The 23,459-nt window shown below is 39.0% G+C and carries 23 protein-coding genes; 3 read left to right on the top strand and 20 right to left on the bottom strand.

All coding sequences use genetic code 11. From position 1 onward, the window contains the following. Positions 1-8: 8 nt before the first annotated feature. Positions 9-908 carry an EamA family transporter RarD gene (gene rarD, locus NSQ71_RS08225; protein WP_063389699.1) on the bottom strand — a complete coding sequence of 300 codons (900 nt, stop codon included), beginning with the start codon at positions 906-908 and terminating at the stop codon, positions 9-11. Positions 909-1,046: 138 nt separating this feature from the next. On the opposite strand from rarD, the gene NSQ71_RS08220 reads away from it, so the two are divergent. Further along, positions 1,047-1,460 carry an Hsp20/alpha crystallin family protein gene (locus NSQ71_RS08220; protein WP_063389698.1) on the top strand — a complete coding sequence of 138 codons (414 nt, stop codon included), beginning with the start codon at positions 1,047-1,049 and terminating at the stop codon, positions 1,458-1,460. 537 nt (positions 1,461-1,997) lie between these two features. On the opposite strand, the gene NSQ71_RS08215 is transcribed toward NSQ71_RS08220, so the two are convergent. The 9 genes from NSQ71_RS08215 to NSQ71_RS08175 form a co-directional block, all read right to left on the bottom strand. After that, positions 1,998-3,383 (bottom strand): S41 family peptidase, encoded by a 1,386-nt coding sequence (locus NSQ71_RS08215; RefSeq protein WP_445684707.1) that lies wholly within the window; start codon positions 3,381-3,383, stop codon positions 1,998-2,000. Positions 3,384-3,566: 183 nt separating this feature from the next. Next, positions 3,567-4,406, bottom strand: coding sequence for a M15 family metallopeptidase (locus tag NSQ71_RS08210; RefSeq protein ID WP_063389695.1), 840 nt, complete (start codon positions 4,404-4,406; stop codon positions 3,567-3,569). A 236-nt stretch (positions 4,407-4,642) separates the two neighbouring features. After that, complete coding sequence (gene deoD / locus NSQ71_RS08205; RefSeq protein ID WP_066250301.1) at positions 4,643-5,347, bottom strand: purine-nucleoside phosphorylase; 705 nt, start codon at positions 5,345-5,347, stop codon at positions 4,643-4,645. A 98-nt stretch (positions 5,348-5,445) separates the two neighbouring features. Next, complete coding sequence (locus NSQ71_RS08200; RefSeq protein WP_082829560.1) at positions 5,446-5,754, bottom strand: YodL domain-containing protein; 309 nt, start codon at positions 5,752-5,754, stop codon at positions 5,446-5,448. A gap of 79 nt (positions 5,755-5,833) precedes the next feature. Next, positions 5,834-6,157 (bottom strand): phosphatase PAP2 family protein, encoded by a 324-nt coding sequence (locus NSQ71_RS08195; protein ID WP_340733661.1) that lies wholly within the window; start codon positions 6,155-6,157, stop codon positions 5,834-5,836. A 1,289-nt stretch (positions 6,158-7,446) separates the two neighbouring features. Beyond that, entirely contained in the window at positions 7,447-8,217 is a 771-nt protein-coding gene (locus NSQ71_RS08190; RefSeq protein ID WP_340733660.1) for a sporulation protein, read from the bottom strand. Next, entirely contained in the window at positions 8,218-9,030 is an 813-nt protein-coding gene (locus NSQ71_RS08185; RefSeq protein ID WP_082829558.1) for a serine/threonine protein kinase, read from the bottom strand. Then, entirely contained in the window at positions 9,030-9,218 is a 189-nt protein-coding gene (locus tag NSQ71_RS08180; protein WP_327855925.1) for a hypothetical protein, read from the bottom strand. The genes NSQ71_RS08185 and NSQ71_RS08180 overlap by 1 nt, the downstream gene beginning before the upstream one ends. Positions 9,219-9,393: 175 nt before the next feature. Beyond that, positions 9,394-10,008 (bottom strand): hypothetical protein, encoded by a 615-nt coding sequence (locus tag NSQ71_RS08175; protein ID WP_235600520.1) that lies wholly within the window; start codon positions 10,006-10,008, stop codon positions 9,394-9,396. 270 nt (positions 10,009-10,278) lie between these two features. On the opposite strand from NSQ71_RS08175, the gene NSQ71_RS08170 reads away from it, so the two are divergent. Continuing rightward, positions 10,279-11,652: an IS1380 family transposase gene (locus tag NSQ71_RS08170; RefSeq protein WP_066248651.1), complete on the top strand. Its 1,374-nt coding sequence runs from the start codon at positions 10,279-10,281 to the stop codon at positions 11,650-11,652. 186 nt (positions 11,653-11,838) lie between these two features. On the opposite strand, the gene NSQ71_RS08165 is transcribed toward NSQ71_RS08170, so the two are convergent. The 8 genes from NSQ71_RS08165 to ypmT form a co-directional block, all read right to left on the bottom strand. Further along, a complete protein-coding gene (locus tag NSQ71_RS08165; RefSeq protein ID WP_340733656.1) occupies positions 11,839-12,066 on the bottom strand; it encodes a YozE family protein in 228 nt (75 codons plus the stop codon). 217 nt (positions 12,067-12,283) lie between these two features. Next, entirely contained in the window at positions 12,284-13,282 is a 999-nt protein-coding gene (bioB, locus tag NSQ71_RS08160) for a biotin synthase BioB (protein WP_066250286.1), read from the bottom strand. Positions 13,283-13,359: 77 nt separating this feature from the next. After that, positions 13,360-15,165: an IS1182 family transposase gene (locus NSQ71_RS08155; RefSeq protein ID WP_340733654.1), complete on the bottom strand. Its 1,806-nt coding sequence runs from the start codon at positions 15,163-15,165 to the stop codon at positions 13,360-13,362. Between the two features lie 139 nt (positions 15,166-15,304). Continuing rightward, positions 15,305-15,454 (bottom strand): YjcZ family sporulation protein, encoded by a 150-nt coding sequence (locus tag NSQ71_RS08150; RefSeq protein WP_082829556.1) that lies wholly within the window; start codon positions 15,452-15,454, stop codon positions 15,305-15,307. A gap of 367 nt (positions 15,455-15,821) precedes the next feature. Next, positions 15,822-16,760, bottom strand: a complete 939-nt coding sequence (locus tag NSQ71_RS08145; RefSeq protein WP_063389686.1) for a magnesium transporter CorA family protein — start codon at positions 16,758-16,760, stop codon at positions 15,822-15,824. A 293-nt stretch (positions 16,761-17,053) separates the two neighbouring features. Next, positions 17,054-18,025, bottom strand: coding sequence for a peptide-methionine (R)-S-oxide reductase MsrB (gene msrB / locus NSQ71_RS08140; RefSeq protein WP_063389685.1), 972 nt, complete (start codon positions 18,023-18,025; stop codon positions 17,054-17,056). 165 nt (positions 18,026-18,190) lie between these two features. Further along, positions 18,191-19,396: an MFS transporter gene (locus NSQ71_RS08135; RefSeq protein WP_311067239.1), complete on the bottom strand. Its 1,206-nt coding sequence runs from the start codon at positions 19,394-19,396 to the stop codon at positions 18,191-18,193. Positions 19,397-19,547: 151 nt separating this feature from the next. Then, the gene (gene ypmT / locus NSQ71_RS08130) at positions 19,548-19,742 is read right to left on the bottom strand and encodes a protein YpmT (RefSeq protein ID WP_063389739.1); all 195 of its coding nucleotides are present in this window, start codon (positions 19,740-19,742) and stop codon (positions 19,548-19,550) included. Positions 19,743-19,914: 172 nt separating this feature from the next. Between ypmT and NSQ71_RS08125 the strand changes: the two genes are divergently transcribed. Next, positions 19,915-21,294, top strand: a complete 1,380-nt coding sequence (locus tag NSQ71_RS08125; protein ID WP_130157591.1) for an RsmF rRNA methyltransferase first C-terminal domain-containing protein — start codon at positions 19,915-19,917, stop codon at positions 21,292-21,294. 672 nt (positions 21,295-21,966) lie between these two features. Here the strand turns inward: NSQ71_RS08125 and NSQ71_RS08120 are convergent. Continuing rightward, positions 21,967-22,545 (bottom strand): YpmS family protein, encoded by a 579-nt coding sequence (locus NSQ71_RS08120; RefSeq protein ID WP_066250274.1) that lies wholly within the window; start codon positions 22,543-22,545, stop codon positions 21,967-21,969. 5 nt (positions 22,546-22,550) lie between these two features. Beyond that, positions 22,551-23,378: an SGNH/GDSL hydrolase family protein gene (locus NSQ71_RS08115; RefSeq protein WP_339199787.1), complete on the bottom strand. Its 828-nt coding sequence runs from the start codon at positions 23,376-23,378 to the stop codon at positions 22,551-22,553. Between the last annotated feature and the right edge of the window lie 81 nt (positions 23,379-23,459).

The raw sequence follows: 23,459 nt of genomic DNA, 5'->3' as shown, positions 1-23,459 counted from the left end.
GCATGAGGTTACTTTGAGAGTCTAGTCTTCCATATCGTTTTGAAAGAAGGTTCACTCATTGTAAAAATGATGATGCCTGTCCAAATGCAAACAAAGGTGATCAATTCTACAACAGTAAACGGCTCGTGGTAAAGAAAAACGCCGAGAAAAAAAGTGATCGTTGGCGCAATATATTGCAAGACTCCGAGAAAATACATCGGAATTTTAGGCGTACCTTTCGCAAACAGCAATAAAGGGATCGCCGTAATGACGCCTGTTCCCATTAGAAGAAAGTTGGTCGATGCATCCCATTCAAAAAAAACACTGCTTCCTAACGATTCTAAGTATAGCACATAAATGATTCCAATTGGAAACACAACAAACGTTTCAAGCGCCAGACCAAAAGCAGAATCTAATTTTATCACTTTTTTAGCCAGTCCATAAAACCCGAATGTACTCGCAAGAATAAGCGATGTCCACGGGACATGGCCATAATGGACAGTTGATATGAGCACTCCGAAAGCCGCAAACAAAAACGCGGTCTGCTGCCCTTTGTTTAATTTTTCATGCAAAAAGATCATTCCTAATAGTACGCTCACCAATGGATTTATGTAATAACCAAGACTTGTCTCAAGTACACGGTCATGATTCACCGCCCAAATATAAACAAACCAATTGGCGCTGATTAAGAAGGATGAAAGAGCCAACGTTAACAAAATCTTGGGTGATTTAACGATTTTTGTGCACTCATATAAAAAATCAGCAAATCGTTTTTGGAACAAAAGCAACAGCAACACAAAAACAAAAGACCATATGATTCGATGAGCCAAAATTTCCTCAGATGACACATGGTCTAATACTTTCCAATAAATAGGGAATATCCCCCATAAAATATAAGATAGACTAATATACATGATTCCTGATCTCATGCTAGATCATCTTCCTTCCCATATCACACATTATATTCTGTTTCGATCGCTTTTTCCAAGAAATTGTTTTGAACGATCTTTCCGCAGCAGTCATATATTACAATGTAACAATTAGGGTCGAAGAGGGATGTGTGAGCAATGAATCTTTGGAAAAACATGAATGCCGGACATGTTGAACAATATATTCAGGAAGTAATGAAGCAAGCGTTTGGTTCACACTATACGGAGCAATTCCCATTCACCAGTCCTTTTCCTATTATGAATCATAAAGAAGCTCCTCCTTCACCTGAATTTTATGAGACAGATGAATTTATCTATATTAAACTTCCGATGAATGATGATTTAAAAAAAATGATAAAAATCCAACATAACCAACACCATTTGCATCTTATGAATTATCCGGAAAAAAATCAACAAAAAAAATTTGTATTTCCTGCACCTGTGAAAAGAAAAGGGACAAAAGCCGTTTTTTCTGACGGAATTCTTGAAATTAAATTCGTGAAATTAAAAGATCATCATTATACGGAAATTGATCTTTTCCCATCTGAGTAAAATGAGGCCGGTTTTGTTAACCAGCCTCCACTCATCCAATTTTCGTATGGATAAACTCCGCACTGCCAAAAGGGATCTTCAACATATTCCTGAAACTGAAGATGAAATGCAGATAAATCCGATTCCGCATTTTACTTTAATCCCTTTTCTTAACACCAATTCAAAAATATCGAAGCGAACGTTCGCCGCATTATATGAAAGCTCAACAAAAATGAAATGAAAATGGCAGAACGATAGGGAGGTCTATGATTATTAAATTTTTTAAAATGAAATGAAAAGTGGAGAAGGTAGGCAAGAATTTAAAAGCAAAATATTTGTCACTTGCCCTTTTTTATTTGCGATCACTTTACATATATTTGGATGCCTTAGTTGTATTAGCAATCATTCCCTCTTGCTTTATCGTATAGAAAAAATCAGTTAAGTAAAGCTTTTGCAACAGGACTTTCCTTAAATAAAGTCCTTTCAATGTCAACAATATGCTTGAACAAATCTGAAAATAAAGAAGGCGGCCGGAAGACCAAGCCGCTGCTGTCAATTTTATTCCATCTTCGATTTCAATACTTCAATTGCTTTTTTCATTTGGGTATCATTTTTTTCAATTTTTTCTCTTACTAAATCCATCAGTTTGATTGTCGTATCTTGTGAGATTTTCCCCGTTTGTTTTAATTGATGGTCTCTTTGGAAAGCAACAACAGTATTTTTTAATGCTTTATCAAAATATCCGTCCACATCTGTTTTATAGCCTAAAGCTTGAAGCATTTTCTCAGCTGTTTTCACTTCTGTTGAAACGTCGCCTTCCTGCAACGTTTTTTCCGGATTTAAATATGGTAAATGAGCATATTCAGGCAAAGTCACTTTATATTGAGGTTCTATTCCTTTTTCGTGAATCCATTTGCCTGAAGGTGTCAGCCATTTGGCAATCGTATATTTCATCGACGAACCGTCTTCAAACGTTTTAGCGCTTTGAACGGTTCCTTTTCCGAACGTTTTTTCTCCTACAATCGGAATTCCCTCCGATTCGTTCAAAGCCGCGGCCATAATTTCGGCTGCGCTGGCTGTTCCATTATCTGTGATGACTACGACCGGAACATCAACGATGGGTTGATTTTCCGCTTTATAAATATCCTTTGATCCGTCTTTTGCTTCAACTTGCAAAATCTTTTTGCCTTTGTCTACAAACATATTTGACATCGTTATGGCTTGGTCCATCAGTCCCCCAGGATTTTGTCTTAAATCGAGGACAATTCCTTTTACTTTTTTCTCCTTCAGCTCTGTCAATGCATCTGCCAATTCTTTTCCAGTGTTCTCGGAAAATTTTGTGATTTGTATTTTTCCAATTTTATTTTCTACTACTTCACTATAAACTGTTTCAATCGGAATCGTATCTCTTGTAATCGTAAAGGTCAGCGTGCCGACGTCATCCCGTTCAATTTCAAGGCTTACTTTCGTTCCTTTTTCGCCACGAATAAGAGATACCGCTTCATTCACAGACATTCCTTCAACACTTTTATTGTCAACTTTTAAAATTTTATCTCTCGGCTTCAACCCTGCTTTCTCGGCAGGCGAGCCTTTTATCGGTGAGACGATCATGATATAACCGTTCGTCTCTGTTACTTCTGCACCGATTCCTTCAAAGCTTGAAGATATATTTTCTTCAAATCCTTCTGATTCTTTCAAATCCATATATGACGTATACGGGTCGTCGAGAGATTCTACCATCCCTTTGACAGCACCTTCTACCAATTTTTCATCATCTATTTTTTTATAATATTCTTGCTTTAACGTATCATATGCTGAATAAAGCTTCTCAAAACTATCATTTTCTTTTTCAGATGCTGACGTAAAGTTGAGTAATGTGAGCGTAAAACCGCAAGTTATTATGACCGTCAGTACAATAGCGATGAAAAAATTTCGTTTTTTAATATACAACACAACTCCCCCTTTAATCCATCCATTTCATTATGTCCGACAATTACAATATCGTCAAACGATCTATGTGTTTCTGTCGGCAAAGAAATGGCAAGTCAAAACGTTAAATCAACGCTCTTTCATCCTTCATCTCTTGTTTATGAAAAAATCAATCCCGCTTCAGCGGGAGAGCTTCGGTTAAATTTTCTTTACTTTTTGGAAATATTCTTCAAGTGTTAAATTATTTTCATATATGACTTTTGCAGCTTTCTTTCCGACGTAGCGAATATGCCAAGGCTCATACTTATATTTTGTGATCGCTTCTTTCCCTTTCGGATAGCGGATAATATAGCCAAATTTATGGGCGTTTTGTTGAAGCCATTTTCCTTCCTTCGTTTCCCCAAATTTTTCAGTAATTTGAAAATCTACACTTTCACTCGTCACATCAATAGATAACCCTGTCTGATGCTCACTTTGACCAGGTTTTGCTACTGCTTGAACTGCTTTTTGCTCCCCTTTTTGTTTTTTTTCTGCTTCAAACAGCTCAACCTGCCGATCGTACGAACGAAAGCCTGAGGCTCCGAAAAGAATCACGCCGTCTTTTTTCGCAGCTAGAAAAAGCTGTTCAAGTGCCGCAGCTGCTTCCTTGCGCAAATAACGCTTCGGAACATCCGCGTCCCCGAATGAAAACTGTATGTTTGGCACTGTCAAATCATTTGGTTTATAGTCGACAGGAAGGAAAAAATCTTTATTGACAAGAACTAAAATATTGTCAGGATTTTGAATAACGGGTTGACCGTTAACCGTTTGTACGACATTAAAATATTGCTCCTCAAGCAAAAATTCCGGATCAATTTGTTCTGTTTGGACGGTTTTTTCCGTTGTTTGGACTAGTTCTTTGTTTTCTACTGTTTTTGCTTGCGGTTCATTCTCTTCAACATAGTCGCTTCCATGAAAAAAGGGAAGCTTATCAAATGGCATTGAGCATCCGGCAAGCATCAAAGCTGCAAGAATCGTGACTGCGATGATTTTATGCATAAAAATTCCCACCTTGTATAATCTCTCACTCCTATTTTAACACTTGTCCAAACAGAAGAAAAACGGTTCTTACATTATAACTTATCATAACGTTCAATAAAAGAAAGGAGCAGATGACGATCTTTCAAAAACTAAAACAAGAGAGTGGATGTAATAAATGGAGCTAAGCCGTTTCCTTCAATTTTTGTGAACATGTTTTAAAAAATAAAAAGCGGCATGACGCCGCACATGCCGTTTTATTCCTGTATAGCAGCTTCAAGAGCGATTTCAACCATTTCGTTAAAGGTCGATTCCCTTTCGGCAGCAGATGTTTCTTCCCCAGTCAGGACATGGTCGCTGACCGTTAAAACAGATAATGCTCTTCTGCCGAATTTCGCAGCAAGTGTATAAAGAGCAGCCGTTTCCATTTCAAGTGCCAAAATTCCGTATTCAGCCCATTTTTCGTGCTCCGCTTGATCATTATAGAATAAATCCGTCGTGAACACGCTTCCGACTTTGACGTCGATTCCTTTTGATACTGCAGCATCATAAGCTTTTTTCAACAAATCAAAATTAGCGGTAGGCGCATAATCAACAGAGCCAAACGTTATGCGGTTCATTTGGGAATTCGTTGATGCGCTCATAGCTAAAATGCAGTCTCTGATGTGGACGTCTTTTTGAATGGAACCGCAGGAGCCAACGCGAATAAGCGTTTGCACATCGTACTCTTGCATGAGTTCATGAATGTAAATCGAAATCGATGGAACCCCCATTCCTGTTCCTTGGACAGAGATGCGCTTTCCTTTGTAAGTTCCGGTAAAACCGTACATTCCTCGAACTTTGTTGTAGCATACAGCATTTTCTAAAAAAGTTTCCGCAATATATTTGGCCCGAAGGGGATCACCGGGAAGCAATATTTTGTCAGCAATCTCGTCTTTTTTCGCACCAATATGAATGCTCATGTTATCAAGCCCCTTCATTTAAAAATAATTGAAGTAATATTATCATAACATAGCAGATTTTTCATGAGAATCCGTGCAGCATATTTTGCATCCTCCAATCACCGGACGTGAATGCGGTGAATTTTTTCCCACCCACCGGTCACTAATTTATAATACTTTGTTCCATTTTTTCCTTCATCAATAAAAACAATGTCTCCTGTCCAAATATAACGTCCGTTATAATCCGGAGGGATCGCTTCCGAAATATTAAATTTCCGAAAAATTTTTTTGAGCACTTCCTGATGATTTTTTGCACGGACAGTTAAGCGGTATACGGGTCGATACCCTTTTTTCTCCCCGATGTTTGGTGTTTGAAAGATCGTCACATCATAATCGGTCGATGGATTAGACAATTTAAGAAGATTCAGTGCCAACCTTGTCCCCTCCAAATACAATTTTCCAAACTTATTTGCTGTCAATGGAGGGAATTCCTGCTGCGAATGTCAACTACTTTTGTCGAACCTTTTCTGATATTGTCAAGATAAACATAAGCCAGCACAATCCAACCGCAAATCCCGCCAAAACATCTGTTAAATAGTGAACTCCCAAATAAATTCTGCTTAATCCAATCAACAGACATAAAATACTGGAAACAGCAAAAACGACCCGCTTTCCTTTTTTTATGCGGGTGCTGATTAAATAAGCGATCAAACCGTAGACAGCTGTTGAATTCATCGTATGACCGCTTGGAAAACTGTAGCCGGAAATATCGGTCAGTCGATCAAAATCAGGGCGCTCTCTTTTCACTATTTCTTTTATCATTTCATTCATCCAACGAACTCCGTATAAATTTATGTAAAGAATAATGAACGTGATCCATTTTTTTCGAAATATATAATAAATACTTATGAAAATAGTGACAGGGAGAAGAATATGATATGAACCAATTTCTGTAAAAAAGAACATAACGGAAGTGAATGGATCATTTCGAACCCCTTCGATTGATTGAACAATTGTATCGTCAACATGGCGAACTGTCTCATTTTTAATCGCAAAGGAACTCGTTATCAAATAAAAAAGCAGGATGAAAAATATATATGTTTTATTCATCTAAGGCAGCGAAGATATGCCACTTTTTAGCGAAAGTGGGAAAGGTAATCGCTTTTTCCTCCCTTCGTTTCGTTGTATTTCTTAGTATAGTAAAAAATAGGAAAAACGCAAATCGTTTAAAACGTCTTATTCTTTTTATCGCTGATATTCGAAACAATTTTTGCTGAAACCTATGATAGAATGATAGTTGGGGAGGTGGTGGAAAACAGTGGATAAAAAATACATCCATTCATACTATTAAATTTGTTGATCAATTCGATCGTGTTGAGGATGTTTGCTTATGACAATTACAGCGAACATAATATAGGTTATAGCATCACTTTTACAGTCTTATGTATATTTTTTGTTTTCTTAACTATTTATGGGTTCATGAACAATAGTAAAATTAACCGAGCAAAGCAATAAAAGAATGATGCTTCTTTTTGATGTTAAATAGTAGTGATGGCCGCCTTTTAATAAGGTGGAGGAGAATTTCCTTTGCGTGCTGCTGGTATTTTCTTATTCAAGTTAAGAAGTTTACTGTTGCCGCGCATTGATAAATCCGTTCATTCATCTTTTCAAGAGAGTGTGTGAACTGGATACATTTCCTTCCGTCTTTATATACATAGAGAGCTTTGATTTTTAAGTCCTTCATCGCCATAAATTTTTGATAGCTGGCTTCTATTTCTGAGCAGCAAAAGCAGAGGGGTGACGATATGTGCTGCCCAACACCCCTTCCATTTTCGCAGCCTTAATGCGCCCTCTTCCTCCCATTTTGGGTTGGTCCGATTTTATCGCGGCCACAATAAATTTAGCTAGTTAAAAATGCCGCGTAATTTGACTGCACAGCTACTTTAACAACTTTTCTAAACGGAATAGGCTTCTCCATTGTCACTAATATGAGAGCTTTGTTATACACTGACTTACGCCATAACCGACTGATTCTATTCCCGTCGGATTTTATGACAACACCCTTTGAAATTGGACATGATTGTAAATTTTCATACAAAAAACTAGGCTTTCCTTGTTTATCAGCTATATTGGCGAATGATATTGATAAGCTTGCTATCAAGATTCGGCACGTCCTGCCTGCTTACACGAACTCGAACGTAGCTTTCATCCAAATCTAGCGCTTCGGCGAGAAACCCGGAAAGTCCTCTTGCTCTTCGATCAATTTCCATAATCATTTCAATATCGTGTTCGGCTATCGAATAGAAAACAATTTCAAGCTCCTTTAAACGGCCTCTAAAAGGACCGGAAGTCGGATAAAATTCAAACTCTTGAATGAACGGTAGCCTTTTTCTTAAACGATATGGCGCTGCTTCATTTTCAACTTGAAGGAGCTTAAATCCGATTCGGTTTATACTGTTTAATACTTCCTTCATTAAACCGCCGGGAACAACGTCGATATAGTCCGTATCTTTCGGATCGATCGCTCCTTTAATATCCAATCCGGTATGAATCCATACTTTGGATGCTCCGATAGTAATTGGAGTATCAAGCGGAAGCTGAAATGAAAACGGAATTTCTTTCGTTTCATTCGGCAGTATGACGAAAGGTTTATTGATTTGTATTTTAGCGATTTCTGCTTGCCTCTTCTCTCTACGATCATCTACTTCTTTTATATAATGCGTAAGAACGGACAAGTAAATTTCGTCAATTTTTTGTTCAACGTTTCCTCCATTAATGACAACAATGCCTTTCACCTCTTCGCCAGGATAGAACGTTGAGGAGGTAAGCTTCGTATCTACTTTTGCCGCTCCAATCCCAATGCCCGCGAAAATTTTATTAAATAGAGACATTTATTCTCCCCCTATTTCGGAATTTTTCTGAATATCCTCTAGAATCTCCTCTGCTGATCTATATGAACCATCCATTCCAAACAGCTTTTTTATAATATTCTTTGATTCTACGGAAATATCTAGCTCCTCTTCCCAACTTTTTTCTTTTTTTCCCTTTTGATCAAATGATGAATAAAGCAAAAACAATACGAAATGCCCCAGCGCATAAAAATCCGTCTGAAAGCTAATTTTACGCATCCTTTGCTTTTCCGGCTCCCATTTATGAAAACTCTCCTCTTCTTCATCTGTAATCAAACGGGACAAGCCAAAATCAATGATGGAAATACTGTCGTTGTAAAGAAGAATGTTCGGTATTCTTAAATCACGGTGGACAACGTTTTGATCATGTATATACTGGACAACTTCGAGAATTTTTGTTAAATAATGAAAAGCATCTTTTTCGGAATATTTTTTTCCAAATTGAAAGATTAATTGCTCAAATGTTAGCCCTTCTTTGTATTCCATGACAAGATATTGATGGCTACCATCATTGATTTCAGCGTATAAAGCTGGAACGGCAGGATGACTTAATTTTTGCAATATTTCCCTTTCTTTTTGAAAAGGCCGTTCACCCGTTGTTTTTCTTCGCTTTCGGAGCTGCTTCAAAACGACTTTTTGATGTGTGGACAAATCTTCTGCAAGATACGTGATTCCGTAGCTCCCTACTCCTAAAAATTTTTGGACTACGTATCGTTCGATAACAGATCCTGGTTTATGTAGCCGCTCACCCCAAAGCGGAAACGGCTTCCAAAACTTTTTCCATACTTCCATCATCAGCTGCTATACGAACCGGAAAAGAATCCAAACCCAGAGCGATGTTTTCTTTTATAATAATGATGGCCGTAAGAAGTTGGATCATGTTTGTATTTTGACTTAGGATAATGCTTTTTGTGGTAGTGGCTGCTGCTGGAATAATGGTAAGGGCGATGGCCTAAAAACGATTTGATGAATTTTTTCAACATACACCTTTTCCCTCCTTCTTGTATTACTTGTTTTTACGAAAAAAATCTGTATTGGTTTCAGTTTAAAAAATTTTTTGAATAAAAAGATTGGAAGACCTGGTAATCTTCCATTCCTCTATTTCTATTACTTGTCATCCATTGCAGTTTTTTCATTAGAAAATTTTTCAAAAAAAGATCATGGTAAGCGGCTCATTTTTTTCAAATATTGAATGACAACGTCCATCATTTCCTTATATTTTTTATCCCCAAATAAATCGTAAAGACCTTTGTAATCATTATACAGATCAAGGAGGGAATCAATGATTTCCTGCTGCATAGGCTTTGTTTTCTTTTCGTTTTTTTGGCTGTTCATCGGAGCAGAAGCATTTTTCTGTGCGCCCATCCCAGCAATATGTTGGATAATATGAATATTTTGCAAATGTTGATCTGCTTCTTTTTTCGAAACGGCCAGCTTTAATTCATCCGCAGATGATTCCATCCATTCCCCGTCGCGCACCCGCACTAATTCATAAATCACTTCCTCCCACGCATCGTCTTTATATCTCCACAATTCCGTCCGGTACCCGACAATTTTGAAAATTTCATCACCATAGCCTTTCACATAAACAAGGTCGCCAATTCCAAACATCAGTTCCACTTCAACCGTTTCTGACTCAAACACAGTCCCATCATATTCTGATAAAAACTGTAATGAATGTTCAAAATATAAAATTTCACTGTAATTGATTTCATATAAAAACTCTTCGTCCATCGTATGGATGTTTGTAATCGTCCCCAAAGTACCGTACAAAGTAATAACGACTTGATCGCCAATATTGAACTTCGGTTTTTTTCTTTTCAGTATGAAGGCACCCCCTTTAATGCCATCACTCTTTCGATTATCACATTATATGCATCATCAACTTGTTTGAGTTGGGCGGACTATCTTGAAGGCTCAGTCAATGTTTTTGTTCAATCAATTGAACCTGAATCCGTGACAAAACATCTTTACAATGGTCGCAAACCGTTGATACGATAAGGGAAAACGACGTTGACGATTCTTCATCAAGTAGGTGATGTGATGAAAGATTTCCCGATTCGGTTTGTATTGACAGATGAAGCGATTACCCCAAGTGCTGGGCTTGCTCTCGTTGGCTACTTACTCCATCGAACGAAACTGGATAAACGGGTAAACGCACTTCGGCTTCCAACGGTTCGTCGAGAAGTGCACATTTCCCATAGCGATGTCATTCGCTCGATGATTGGCTTGCTTGCCACAGGAAAAACGGATTTCGATCATATCGAAGCGTATCGTCAGGACGATATCTTTTCGGCATCGATGGGGATTCAGCACGTGCCTTCCTCTCCAACCTTGCGACAACGACTCGATCAGCTCGCTTGTCTTCCGATGACCGAAACGATTCTTTGGGAGGAGTCCATACGTCTGTTGATTCAACGACATGCCACTTTGTCCCCTTGTTGGACCAAAGGAAAGACGACATGGCTTCCCCTTGATATAGATGGTTCCCCATTTGACAACTCCGATACGAAAAAAGAAGGAGTCAGTCGAACGTATAAAGGATTTGACGGTTTTACACCGTTGTTTGCGTATGCAGGGAAGGAAGGGTATCTCGTTCATGCCGAGTTGCGTCCAGGGAAACAACATGTGCAAGACAACATGCCCTCGTTTTTAGTCACCGCTATCCGTCGAGCTCGTCAACTGACTTCATCTCGTCTGCTTGTTCGCATGGATGCAGGAAACGATGCAGAAGCGAATGGGCACGTATGCCTAAAGGAAGACGTGGACTTTGTCATCAAGCGAAACTTACGCCGAGAATCGACAGCGCTTTGGTTCCAGATCGCTTCGCAAAAGGGCAAACGTGTCGATGATGGACAAAGCGAAGGAGTACAAACCTATGAGCTATGCCTTCCACAGAAGGCAGCGATCGATGGAAACACGTATACGTACGTTCAAGTCACCCAAGTGACGGAACGGACGATGGAACGCAATGGACAGCTGATGCTCGTTCCTGATTATGAAGTGGAAAGCTATTGGGTGCGGCTCAAAGGATACGAGCATGTTCGAATGAGCGATGTGCTCGCGTTGTATCATGACCATGCGACATGCGAACAGTTTCATAGCGAACTGAAGAGCGACTTAGATTTAGAGCGGCTTCCATCTGGGAAGATGAAAACGAATGCGCTCGTGTTGGTCATGGGAGCCTTCGTTTACAATCTTCTTCGTCTGATTGGACAAGATCTATTAAGCGATCCGAGACATCCGTTGCACCACAAAGTGAAACGCCGCCGCATCAAGACGATTATTCAGACGGTGATCACGATGGCAGGGCGACTCGTCCGTCGATCACGACAGATCTGGATGAAACTGACGCGAAGGAGTGGCTATAGCGAGCCCCTACTGAACGTCTATCAGAAATGGAGAGAGGCAAGATAACGAACGAATGTTCGGGCACTGATGTCCAACGTCACTCCCTGTGCTTTTTTGTCTATTTTTTTGGTTCGTATACCTAAAAAAGAGATTTGTTCCATTTTCGGAAATAGAGATGACATAGGTCATAAGCATAAAAGGGGTTTTATGGATTATCAATCCATCAAAATTACAACAAAATCAAAGTCGATTTCAATTCATCACGGATTCAGGTTGAACATATTTTTCCCAAGCTTCATCAAAAACAGACATGTTTTCCAAATATGATCCATTTAATTCCAAGTAAGTGCTGAGTTCATCATAATCAGTTGAATTTTTCGGAAAGCTGTGGTCAAGATAAGCATCGTTTGCAAACTTGCTGATTTTGTCCTTCGGTTTAGGATGTCTGAACGTCATCAAATAATGATAAAAAGAACTCATATTTCCACCTTCCTAAAAAATTTGCTTGTTTCATTATAACGTTTTGATAAATTTTCGAAAATAAAAAAACCGCCTTTTTATGGAGCGGTTTTAAAGAGAAAAATGCTCTTTCTTCAGCTGCAGCTGGAAAAAGATTTTTTATTGTTTTATAGAATGGACCATATTTATTCTCCACTGATTAAAAAACAACGATCCATTATGCCAAGACACCGTTTCCTTATTGAACGGTTTCTGGAAGCGGATTTAAGTCAATCTCAAAGCCTAAATCTTTTAACATTTCGTGATCTTTTGACATTTCCTGTCCTTCAGTTGTTAAATAGTCTCCGATAAAAATAGAATTAGCCGCATATAACCCAAAAGGCTGCAGCGAGCGCAAGTTTACTTCCCTTCCTCCGGAAATGCGTATTTCTTTTGTCGGCAGCATGTAGCGGAATAAGGCAAGCACCTTTAAACAATATCGAGGATTAAGATTATTTTCTCCTTGCAACGGAGTTCCTTCAATAGGATGAAGAAAATTAACCGGAATAGAATCTGCGTCGATCTTCTTTAAAGCAGCAGCCATTTCAATAACATCTTGTTTCGATTCACCCATCCCGATAATCACACCGGAGCAAGGAGAAATCCCTGCACGTTTGACTTTGTCAACTGTGTTTACGCGATCTTCATATGTATGACTAGTGACTATATGTTCATGATATCTTTCTGATGTGTTCAAGTTATGATTGTATCGATTGACACCAGCTTCCTTCAATCGTTCCGCCTGTTCGTCTTTTAAAATTCCTAAACATGCGCAAACCGTCAAGTTGTATGTATCTTTTATTTCGCGTACAGATTCGCATATTTTTTCTACCTCATGGTTTGTAGGCCCTCTTCCGCTTGCAACGATGCAGAAAGTTCCAGCTTTCAACTCTTGTGCCCGTTTGGCCCCCTCTAAAATGGCTTCTTTTGAAAGCAGCGGGTATTTGTCGATCGGAGCCGTTGATACGGAAGATTGGGAACAGTAGGAACAGTTTTCAGGACAATATCCTGATTTTACATTCATGATCATATTTAACTTCACTTTATTCCCGTAAAATGCTTTTCGAATCTTGTAAGCACCATGCAGAAGAAGCAGCAATTCTTCATCAGGACAGTCCAAAATTGCAGCAGCTTCCTCATAAGTTATTTTATGTCCAAATAGTACGTTTTCGGCTAATTCAACCCAATCGATTCTCATTTCGTAATCCCCCTTTTCTGTAATACTTAAATGGTAAAAAAAGAAAGGATATATGTCAACTATTTTTTGAATTAAGTTTACATAAAATGCAGATAAAAGGGGCTGTCCGATAAGTCCCTAAAATGAAGCAAGTGGAGAAAAACAATTCGTTTCTCTCCACTTGCTTTTATATTTTTTCGATTTTTATCTGAAAGTAGCTGGCGGATGCCGGCTACTTTCAGGAAGTTGTGGGCTAATGCCACAATCCCAAACTCAACATGTACCTTGTCGAGGCCCCGCAAAGAAAATCTGCGGAACGACCGATTGCCCTTGATGTGACCGAACACACTTTCTGCCTCGACTTTGCGTCGAGCGTAGATGCCGGCTTTCTCTTCACATTCAAGGGCTGTTTTGGCCTTTGCTTTCATTTCTTCGAAGATGGGATTCCAGTGAACTTGACGATTTCCCTTCGCTTTTGTGCATTTCGCTTTCAATGGGCAATCGGTACAATCTTCACATTCGTATATTTTGAAGCTTTGTTCATAGCCAGATGGATTCTTTTTGTTTTGGTATTTTTTAAACGTTACTCTCCTTCCATTCGGGCAAATAAAACAATCATCCTCTTCACAATAGGTCCAGTTTTTGGCATTTTTAATGTCTTTTTTGTATGTACGTGTTTGTTCTTTTACATAGCTCCCATAAGGAATTAGAAACTCAAAACGGGGCTCTTTCTCATCACCAACTGCATATACATAGTTTTCTTCACTACCATAGCCTGCATCCGCAATGACCGTTTTGGGCATCGGTAATGAACTGGAGGCTAGCTTCTCCATATGTGGGATAAAGCAACGTGTATCGGTCGGTCGTTGATGAATGGTATAAAACAAGATAAACTGATTCTCTGTCCCCATTTGCACGTTGTATCCGGGCTTGAGCTGACCGTTTTTCATATGGTCTTCTTTCATGCGCATGAAGGTTGCGTCTTTGTCTGTTTTCGAGTAGCTGTTACGGTCACCGAACATTTCCTTTTGTTCCTTGTATCTTGCCATTCGGGGCAGGAAATCTTCACGAATTTGTTTCACCGATTTCTTTAATTGACTGCGTTTTTTTCGCTTCTCTTTCCGAATGGATGTATCGGTCTCCTTTTCGATTTCTTCCGTTAGCGTTTCAACTTTTTCTTCTATTTCTTTTGCGATTTCCTCCAGGTTTTGTTCGGTGATCTCTGTATGTTGATCGCTTTCCTTTTGCCCTGTTCCGGCTTCTAATTGGGTTAATTCATGAATGTGCTTTAGTGTTTCTTGGATTTTTTCTTTTAATTTCTCTTCGAATTTCAAAGTGGATTTTTTCCACACAAAAGAATACTTATTGGCATTGGCTTCGATCTTAGTGCCATCCAAAAAGTAGTTTTCCATCGTGATGTAATGTTCTTTTATCAATTTGAGAATCATGACTTCAAAGAGCTCATCCATGAAAGCTTTCATCCGTTCCCCTCGGAACTCATTAATGGTGCGAAAATCTGGTTGTTGCATCGCTGAAAGCCACATGGCAGGAATATTTTCTTTAACGAGTTTTTCGATTCCTCGGCAGGAATAAACCTTTTGAGAATAAGCATACAGAATGATTTTCAGCATCATTTTGGGATGATAGGAACTTCTGCCGCCGCCTTTATAATGAGAAAACAATTGTTTATCTGGTATCGCCTCCACCATTTCGTCCACGACACGTGCCACGTGATGTTCGGGTATAAGAGATTCAATATCATAAATCATTTGAACTTGACGGTTGTCATATGGTTTGAAAGTAGGGGCTAAATTTCTTTTGGCAGGAGTTTTTTCTTCTTTTCCATCTAGAGGAAGTGTCATTTGTGTGTTATAATTTTCACGAGTAATCATATGATTGCTCATAAAAAATCGTCCTTTCTGTAATGTTGTGTCGTAACTTCATTTTACTAGAAAGGACGATTTTTTTGTGCATTTTTTTAAAAGTGAAAAAATGAGGGGCTCCAAAAAGTCAGTTACCCTGACTTTTTGGACAGCCCCTTTTTTATTTTACATAAGCGCAGCCGACAATGATCAAAAGTATAAATAATACTACGATCAAAACGAATGAAGATCCGCAGCCATATCCGGCACCATGTACCGGATAACCGTATCCATGTCCACAATGGTGAAAATCGTGATGGTGAAAATGCATTTGCCCCACTCCTCATTTTTTAATCTAGGTTTCAGTTTACATTATGTTTTTTTGGACTTTCAGGTATGTGCACATGCCTATTTTTCCAAATTCTTTGGAACAAACGCCCTGCAGTTGGAAATTGGAAACACCAGTTGTGCAAGCGGGCAGATGATATCGTCCTATAAGAAACATGAGGAGGAACTTCATCTGCGACCGCATTTTGATTGTCTTAAAAAATCAATTTTACAAATTTTAGATTGTTTGAGATTACTGTATAGACATGGCAGCGGTCAACGAAAGAAAAGGAGTGGGCAAATTCGTCTTTTTCCGACATAAGCTGCTAGTATTAGTTCAGAGTCATCTGACCAGTTATGGTTGTACAAGTTTAAAAATATCTTTTTTTCCAAAAAATATAAGCTGTTAAGCTTGACATGAGCAATGAAATGGAAATGGGAATAAAAAACGCAAAATGATGATTTTGAAACGGTATCGGCACATTCATTCCATACAAGCTCGCTACTAATGTCGGAATAGAGATGACGATCGTAATTGCCGTCAAAAATTTCATGACAATATTGACATTGTTGGAAATGACTGATGCAAATGCGTCCATCATTCCGCTTAAAATACTTAAATATACCTCTGTCATTTCAATTGCTTGTTTGTTTTCGATAATGACATCTTGCAAAAGATCTTGATCTTCCTCATACATTTTCAAGTAATTTAATCGCAGCAGCCTTTCCATGACAATATTATTGGATTTCAGCGATGTCGTAAAATAAACTAAGCTTTTTTCCAGACTGAGCAATGAAAAAAATTCTTTATTTTTCATCGATTGATGAAGCTCTTTTTCTACTTCGCTCGTTTTGCGATTAATTTGTTTCAGATATCGCAAATAATATGTTGAAGTTAAATATAAAATTTGAAAAGCAAATCGCGTTTTCATAAACGTATAAAAACCTTTAACTTTGTTTCTGGCAAACTGTTCAAAGATTGGGTTTCCTTGCAAACATACTGTAATAAAACAACTGTCAGTAATGATCATTCCGATCGGGATCGTTTCATAAAACGTTTGCCCGATGTCATCTACCGTGATAACCGGAATGTCAACAATAATCAACACATTGTGGTCCTCTTTTTCAATCCGGGATCTTTCCTCATCATCCAGTGCATCTTTAAAAAAGTCTATTGGAATTTGCAGCCGTTCTGACACGAAATGAACTTCTTCCTCAGTCGGTGCCACCATGTTGATCCAACAACCGTTTTGAATATCTTCAATTTCCTTCAATTGGCCGTTCGCGCTTGACATATAAATGTTCAGCATGCTTTAACCTCCTTTGCTAGAGGCAGTCTGCACGCGCAAGAGTGTCATCGCTTACGAACAGCGCCTCTTTCCGCATACATACTGCCTTACCTATCTCGGGTCCGTCCGGATCTAAAAAAGAACCGCTATTCATAAACGATTTTCACCCTCCTTCATCCATAAAAATTCAACCTAATATATGATACTAATTTTGTTTTACGATGTATATAGGTTTTAACGGAATTTTACATAAATTTGAACATTTAATAAAAAAAGGGCACATGTTTTTGTGCCCATTCATTTTCATATAATCTTTACTCTGTTTGATCGTCTTCAAACAGTTTTTTATATTCACCATAGCCTTCTTGTTCGAGCTGATCTTTCGGGATAAAGCGAAGCGCAGCCGAGTTAATGCAGTAGCGAAGGCCTGTCGGTTCTGGACCGTCAGGGAAAACATGTCCAAGGTGCGAATCCGCCGTTTTGCTTCTAACCTCTGTACGGATCATGCCGTAAGATGTATCTAATTTTTCGACGATCTCATGCTGATGAAGCGGTTTTGTAAAACTTGGCCATCCGCAGCCTGAATCAAATTTATCGAGCGAGCTGAAAAGCGGTTTTCCCGAGACGATGTCGACATAAATCCCTTCTTCTTTATGATCCCAATATTCATTTTGAAATGGAGGCTCCGTCCCGTTGTTTTGCGTCACCTCATATTGCATCGGAGTCAATCGTTTCTTCAGCTCTTCTTTATCCCAGTCGCTCCAATGCTTGCGTATAAATTCATCCCGTCCAGACGCTTGACGATACCGTTTGTAGTGAAAAGGATTTTTTTTGTAGTAATCTTGATGATAGTCTTCGGCTGGGTAAAAAGGTTTTGCCGGCAATATTTCGGTCGCAATCGGTTTTTCAAAACGTCCGCTTTTTTCTAAAAGCTCTTTCGATTGTTCCGCGAGCTCGCGCTGTTCCTCCGAATGATAAAAAATAGCCGTTTTGTAAGATTCTCCCCTGTCATAAAATTGTCCGCCCGGATCAGTCGGATCAATTTGCTGCCAAAATATATCCAGAAGCTTTTTATATGGAAACACGTTCGGATCAAAGGTAATTTGCACGGCTTCCACATGACCCGTCGTGTGCGAGCACACTTCTTCATATGTCGGATTTTCCTTATGTCCTCCCGTATATCCGGAAACAACCTTAATAATTCCCGGAAGCTCATCAAAAGGCTGGACCATGCACCAGAAGCAGCCACCCGCAAAAGTAGCCAATTCATATTTTTCATTGCTCATCATTTTTCCCTCCCTTTAGCTAATTTTCCTGCCTGCTCATTCTCATCGCAAAAGTAAAGATCAACTTGTTCTTCCTACAATACATTATAAAACGATTAAAAAGAACAAAACAATTGATTTGCAACTCAAGCATAGCGAAGTGCAAAAACTAGTATATTCGTTCCATTAAGAATTTTTCCTTTTTTGCTCCATGTTATCACGAAATGGCCATAACGCTGCCATCATGAAGGCTAAAAGCAAAACGATGGAAGCTAAAACGTATGGAAAATCGACGTCGATATCAAACAAAATTCCTGCAATCGCAGGACCGACAATGTTTCCTAAACTTGTATAAGTAGAGTTCATGCCGGCAATAAACCCTTGTTCATCTCCTGCCATATTGGATAATAGAGTGGTGACAGCTGGTCGAAGAAGATCGCATGCTAAAAATACAGCAAACGTTACAGCCATAATGAAAAAGTAGCCGTCAACTAAGGTTGACAGAAAAATAAAGACGGAAGCGCCTAATAAACAAATTTCAATCAACCTTTTCTCGCCAAGATACTTCACTAGCTTGTCAAAGAAAACGATTTGGGCGATGAGTCCAAAAATCGTTCCTGTTGTTATGACGATGGAAATATCTTTCGGCGAAAAACCGAATTTTTTATCGACAAACAAACCGAACATCGTTTCATATGCGGAAAGACCAAATGCTAAAACAAACACGATCAATAGCGGTACAACATACGGAGGTTTGATCGATTTGCTTAATTCGCTGAAAAATTGAAGACGAGTTTGTTTTTCATCTAATTGTTGAATGTTATCATTTGGAAGCGGTTCTTTTAAAAGGAGAATGGAAAAAACGGCTGCGACAAGCGCAATAAATGCCGCAAGAAAAAACGGCACCCGAATGCCGAATTCTGCTGCAAATCCTCCGATGCCGGGCCCGATAATAAAACCTGCGTTAATGCTGGCAGACAAATATCCAAGCGCTTTCGGCCTGTCCTCTAAAATGGTGATATCTGTAATAAACGCAGTAACAGCGGGCATAATACATGCCGCGCTGATTCCGCCAATTATTCTTGAAATCAAAAGCAAGAAGAACGCAGAACCTATTGCAAATAAAAATTCGGATACAGCAAACAAAACTAAACCGATGACAATCATAATCTTTCTGCCAAAACGGTCAGTAAAAATCCCCGTGACCGGCGAGGAAAACAACTGGGCAGTTGAAAATGCTGCTATGAGATATCCCATATAAACGCCCGATAAATTTAGTTCATTCATATAAGCAGGCAAAACCGGAACAACGAGTCCGATTCCTAAAAAAGCGATAAAAACATTGCAAAGCAGTAATATGAGGGAGATATTTTGTTTATTTGAACGTAACATGATAACTTCACCTGCATATCTTTGACTTTAAATTTTTATGTATCAAGAATCAACTACGATGTAAAATTTTTACTTTTACAGGAAAGAAAGAAGGCGATCCATCAAAGGACGTTTTTCATCCTTCTGGATCCCCTTTCTATCTCGCTTTTCTTTAACTTTTATGCTCGCGCAAATGAAGTACATATACAGCAATGCTTAAAAACAAGGCGCAGTAACCGACATTTATGTAAACTTTGTCTAAATTGTAATCTAAGTTTCCAGCAAGGTATTGTTTATATGCCATACCGCCAAAATAAACAGCAAGGAGGAACATGACGATGCTAGCAATTAAATATATTTTTTTCAAATACATCACCCCTACACCAAATTCCCTTGCTTTTCTTTTTCTATAAAAATGTTTCATCTCTAACAATTTATTTTCTCTTATCTTCACCTCTCCGTCAAGAATTCGCCAGAAAGAATTTTCGCCATTATGTTTCATATTCCGCTATAATATTTTAGGAAAGGAGATCTGAAATATGGCATTACCTGATGATTTTTGCCGGAAAATGAAACAATTGTTAAAAAATGAAGCAGATGATTTTTTTTCTGCTTTGCGAGATGAACCGATCAAGGGACTGCGCTTCAATCGTCTAAAAATAGAAAAAGAAACGTTCATTCGGAAAATACCTTTTTCTCTTTCTTCAGTTCCCTTTTGTGAAGACGGATTTTATTACGATGAAAAACAAGACGAGCCCGGAAAACACCCTTTTCATGCAGCTGGGCTCTATTATATACAAGAACCGAGTGCTATGGTTCCTGCTGAAGTGCTTCAGGCAAAACCCGGAGAAAAAATATTAGATTTGTGCGCTGCGCCAGGAGGAAAATCGACGCAAATTGCCGCGGCGATGGAAAATGAAGGAATTCTTATCTCAAATGAAATTCATTTCAAACGAGCGAAAGCACTATCGGAAAATATTGAACGTTTCGGAATTCAAAACGCTATTGTGATAAATGAACGGCCCGAAAAACTGGTTCAACACTTTCCGAATTATTTCGACAAAATTTTAGTTGATGCCCCGTGCTCTGGAGAGGGAATGTTTCGAAAAGATGATAACGCCATCGAATTTTGGAGCGAGGATCTTGTTGAAAAATGCTCGTACACGCAAAAAAAGCTGTTATCTTTAGCGTTTCAAATGTTAAAACCCGGCGGAACTCTCGTCTATTCCACCTGCACGTTTTCTCCTGAAGAAAATGAACAGGTTATTGAGGCATTTGTAAGCATGCATCCAGAAATGTCTCTTGTTGAAATTCCTAAACGTGAAGGTTTTGATCGAGGAAGAGTGGAATGGACAAAAACGAATTTTGAAGAAATTTCAAAATGCATCCGCCTTTGGCCGCATAAAATCAAAGGTGAAGGGCATTTCGTTGCGAAATTAATCAAAAATGGCGAAAACAATACGAGAAGCAGCGTTTCATATTTAAAATCAAATGTCAAAAAACAGCAATTAGCTGAGTTTCAGCAATTCGAACATTCTTTTTTAAAGAAAAGAATAACCGGGGCATTTTTCTTAAAAAAACAACAGCTGTATGTATTACCTGAAAAATGCCCAGATATTACTTCGTTGAACGTTTTGCGGGCGGGTCTCCATCTTGGAGAAATCAAAAAGAAACGATTTGAACCGAATCATCATCTTGCCCTGTCACTCACACCAAATGATGTGAAATACAGTTATTCCTTCTCAACGAACGAAAAAGATTGGCAAGCTTATTTAACGGGAGAAACGATTTCATCTCCATTGGGTGTAGACAGGGGATGGATATTAATGACAATAGACGGCGAATCGATCGGTTGGGGAAAAGAAACGAAAGGAACCATTAAAAACTTTTATCCAAAAGGTCTTCGTGTTCAATTTTGACAATCGAGTAGGAGGGAGCGATTAACTCCCGTCCTCTCACACCACCGTACGTACGGTTCCGTATACGGCGGTTCAATTAAGATAATTGACGCAAGTTTTCATAACTTCCGTGAATAGCTGTTCTCTTTATGCCAGTGGTCACTCCACCCTCCAAGAGGTCTCCCACGGGATTCACCGCTTCCTCCCTCAAGTGAGGTACTACGTTTTCTGTGTTCATCATGACTCACTGAATGCCAAGGGCTATTCTCTCTTAATTGTTCGGTCCTTCTTAGTTGTTCTAGACCAACTAATACTATGACCTCTGCTGACTTCTGACGGTTCAGCTACTTATCACTAAGTAGGTTATGAAGCGTACTTCACATATCCACCAGACCTCCCCGGGTAAGTACATGCACTTTCACACCATCTATCCGCCTCATTTACTCGATATGACCTTCGACAGAAAGAGCTTTGTTTTGTTTTGCAAACTCACTCAATCATACCTAGCCTTATATGAGGTTCGTGTTCCTCGGACCGGTGTTTTGCCTCCAGCTTCCTTCAGATTCCGCGTCACCACGGACACCCTTGCTCTTGGCTAACCTCTACTTCTGTCTTCGGGGTTCGGGACTTACACCCTATAGTTCATATACATGCCGGGCGCACAAACAAAAGCGGGTTTTGATACCCGCTTACTTATTTGAGAGGGAGCGGAACATACAAATTTGCTGAAATTACCCCTTCCTCCAAATCAATTTTTTCAGCTTGAATTTTAGACCCGTTTTCCAATGCCAGCTGATCAAGAAAGACTACAATCTGGCGATTTTTTGCATCAATCTGCACTTCTTTTGGAAAGTGGTATTGGGAATCAATATATTTCAACACATAAGAAACCGGAACGGAAAGTCTCCCAACCGATAAGCTTTTCACCTTTAAAATGACGTTTCCCTGCTGTACACTCGGTTCAAAAGACATGACCATGTCCAAATCTCGGCCGAAAGCGAGAAGGCTGCCGTACAGTTTAATATCATCCGTAATTTCAACCCAGTATGTGAGAGGCTGATGAACGGCTTCCTTTTTTAAATAATCATTGATGACCTTAGTTACTGTCTGTTTATCTGTTTCCACTTTAAAGACAGCAAAATCTTTACTACCTTCCGCTTCCTTTTTCAGAGGCGGTTTTTCCCCAGGCATAAGCAGAAGACCAGAGGAGATGAGAATAATCAAAAAATTGGAAAACAACAAGATAAAAAATGCAAGCTTCCATTTATTCATTTACTTCAATCCTTTTTTGTTCCATTTTCCAATGTTTCCATAACCCTTGCCGCAATCAATACATATCCGTTCTCGTTCGGATGGAATTCATCTGTATATAAGAGGTTTTTGTCCTCTCCTTCTTGAAAAATATCCTGAATTGAAACGAATACCGCACGTCCATCTCCGAGCAAAATTTGTTTCGTCCGCTCGTTCCATTCCGAAATAATCATATCAATTTCCGGAAATTCTGCCAATTTCCACGCAAACGGATTATAAAGCCCAATAAACGCAATCACTGCCTGTTCATTTGTCGACCGGATCTTGTTCATAATGTCTCTTAAACGTTGTTCATAAAGAAGGCGTTCTTCTTGAAAAAGTTCAACTGTTAATTCAAAAATATTTTCCCGCACGACTTTCATTAAATCATTTGCACCAATCGTCATGAAAATGAGATCGGCATCTTCCAATTCCTTTTTTACTTGATCTTCATCAAGCTTTTTTAACAAATTTTCCGTTGAATGCCCCATCGCTGCAAAATTGACTGTTGAAACAGATGAAATGTCTTCCTTTTTTTCTAATTCATCTGAAACGAGACCAACATAGCCTTCTTTTGTTCGGTCGCCCACTCCTTTTGTCAGGGAGTCGCCAAGTGCAACAATTTTGATATCTCCTTGCAATTGAAAAGAGCTGGACCTACTTTCATTCCCCGCGACAGCGATTTCAGTTTCAATCGGTTTGCTCTCTTCCTCTTCCGCCTTCGCTTGATTTGAAGGAGAAGCAGTGGATTTTTGGACACATCCGGTTAATAAGAAAAAAGTCATAATAAGAAGAGAAAATTTTTTCGACAGCATTCCTATCACCTTGTGACGATCTCTTTCTTTTTATTATATCATACGAAAAAAAGTTTAAAATTGACCCAAAGGCATCATGTA

The organism is Aeribacillus sp. FSL M8-0235 (assembly GCF_038000355.1).
Taxonomy (GTDB): Bacteria; Bacillota; Bacilli; order Bacillales; family Aeribacillaceae; genus Aeribacillus; species Aeribacillus composti.
This window is presented reverse-complemented; position numbering and strand designations above follow the sequence as displayed.

Coding starts and splice junctions, on each gene's coding strand:
- bioB (WP_066250286.1), bottom strand. CDS start 13,282: ATGAGAATCGATTGGGTTGAATTAGCCGAAAACGTACTATTTGGACAT.
- deoD (WP_066250301.1), bottom strand. CDS start 5,347: ATGAGCATTCATATTGGTGCGAAAAAAGACGAGATTGCTGACAAAATA.
- NSQ71_RS08125 (WP_130157591.1), top strand. CDS start 19,915: ATGGCATTACCTGATGATTTTTGCCGGAAAATGAAACAATTGTTAAAA.
- NSQ71_RS08120 (WP_066250274.1), bottom strand. CDS start 22,545: ATGAATAAATGGAAGCTTGCATTTTTTATCTTGTTGTTTTCCAATTTT.
- NSQ71_RS08210 (WP_063389695.1), bottom strand. CDS start 4,406: ATGCATAAAATCATCGCAGTCACGATTCTTGCAGCTTTGATGCTTGCC.
- NSQ71_RS08150 (WP_082829556.1), bottom strand. CDS start 15,454: ATGCATTTTCACCATCACGATTTTCACCATTGTGGACATGGATACGGT.
- NSQ71_RS08190 (WP_340733660.1), bottom strand. CDS start 8,217: ATGTCTCTATTTAATAAAATTTTCGCGGGCATTGGGATTGGAGCGGCA.
- NSQ71_RS08220 (WP_063389698.1), top strand. CDS start 1,047: ATGAATCTTTGGAAAAACATGAATGCCGGACATGTTGAACAATATATT.
- NSQ71_RS08135 (WP_311067239.1), bottom strand. CDS start 19,396: ATGTTACGTTCAAATAAACAAAATATCTCCCTCATATTACTGCTTTGC.
- rarD (WP_063389699.1), bottom strand. CDS start 908: ATGAGATCAGGAATCATGTATATTAGTCTATCTTATATTTTATGGGGG.
- NSQ71_RS08195 (WP_340733661.1), bottom strand. CDS start 6,157: ATGAATGAAATGATAAAAGAAATAGTGAAAAGAGAGCGCCCTGATTTT.
- NSQ71_RS08165 (WP_340733656.1), bottom strand. CDS start 12,066: ATGAGTTCTTTTTATCATTATTTGATGACGTTCAGACATCCTAAACCG.
- NSQ71_RS08155 (WP_340733654.1), bottom strand. CDS start 15,165: ATGAGCAATCATATGATTACTCGTGAAAATTATAACACACAAATGACA.
- NSQ71_RS08170 (WP_066248651.1), top strand. CDS start 10,279: ATGAAAGATTTCCCGATTCGGTTTGTATTGACAGATGAAGCGATTACC.
- NSQ71_RS08115 (WP_339199787.1), bottom strand. CDS start 23,378: ATGCTGTCGAAAAAATTTTCTCTTCTTATTATGACTTTTTTCTTATTA.
- NSQ71_RS08180 (WP_327855925.1), bottom strand. CDS start 9,218: ATGTTGAAAAAATTCATCAAATCGTTTTTAGGCCATCGCCCTTACCAT.
- NSQ71_RS08145 (WP_063389686.1), bottom strand. CDS start 16,760: ATGCTGAACATTTATATGTCAAGCGCGAACGGCCAATTGAAGGAAATT.
- NSQ71_RS08185 (WP_082829558.1), bottom strand. CDS start 9,030: ATGATGGAAGTATGGAAAAAGTTTTGGAAGCCGTTTCCGCTTTGGGGT.
- msrB (WP_063389685.1), bottom strand. CDS start 18,025: ATGAGCAATGAAAAATATGAATTGGCTACTTTTGCGGGTGGCTGCTTC.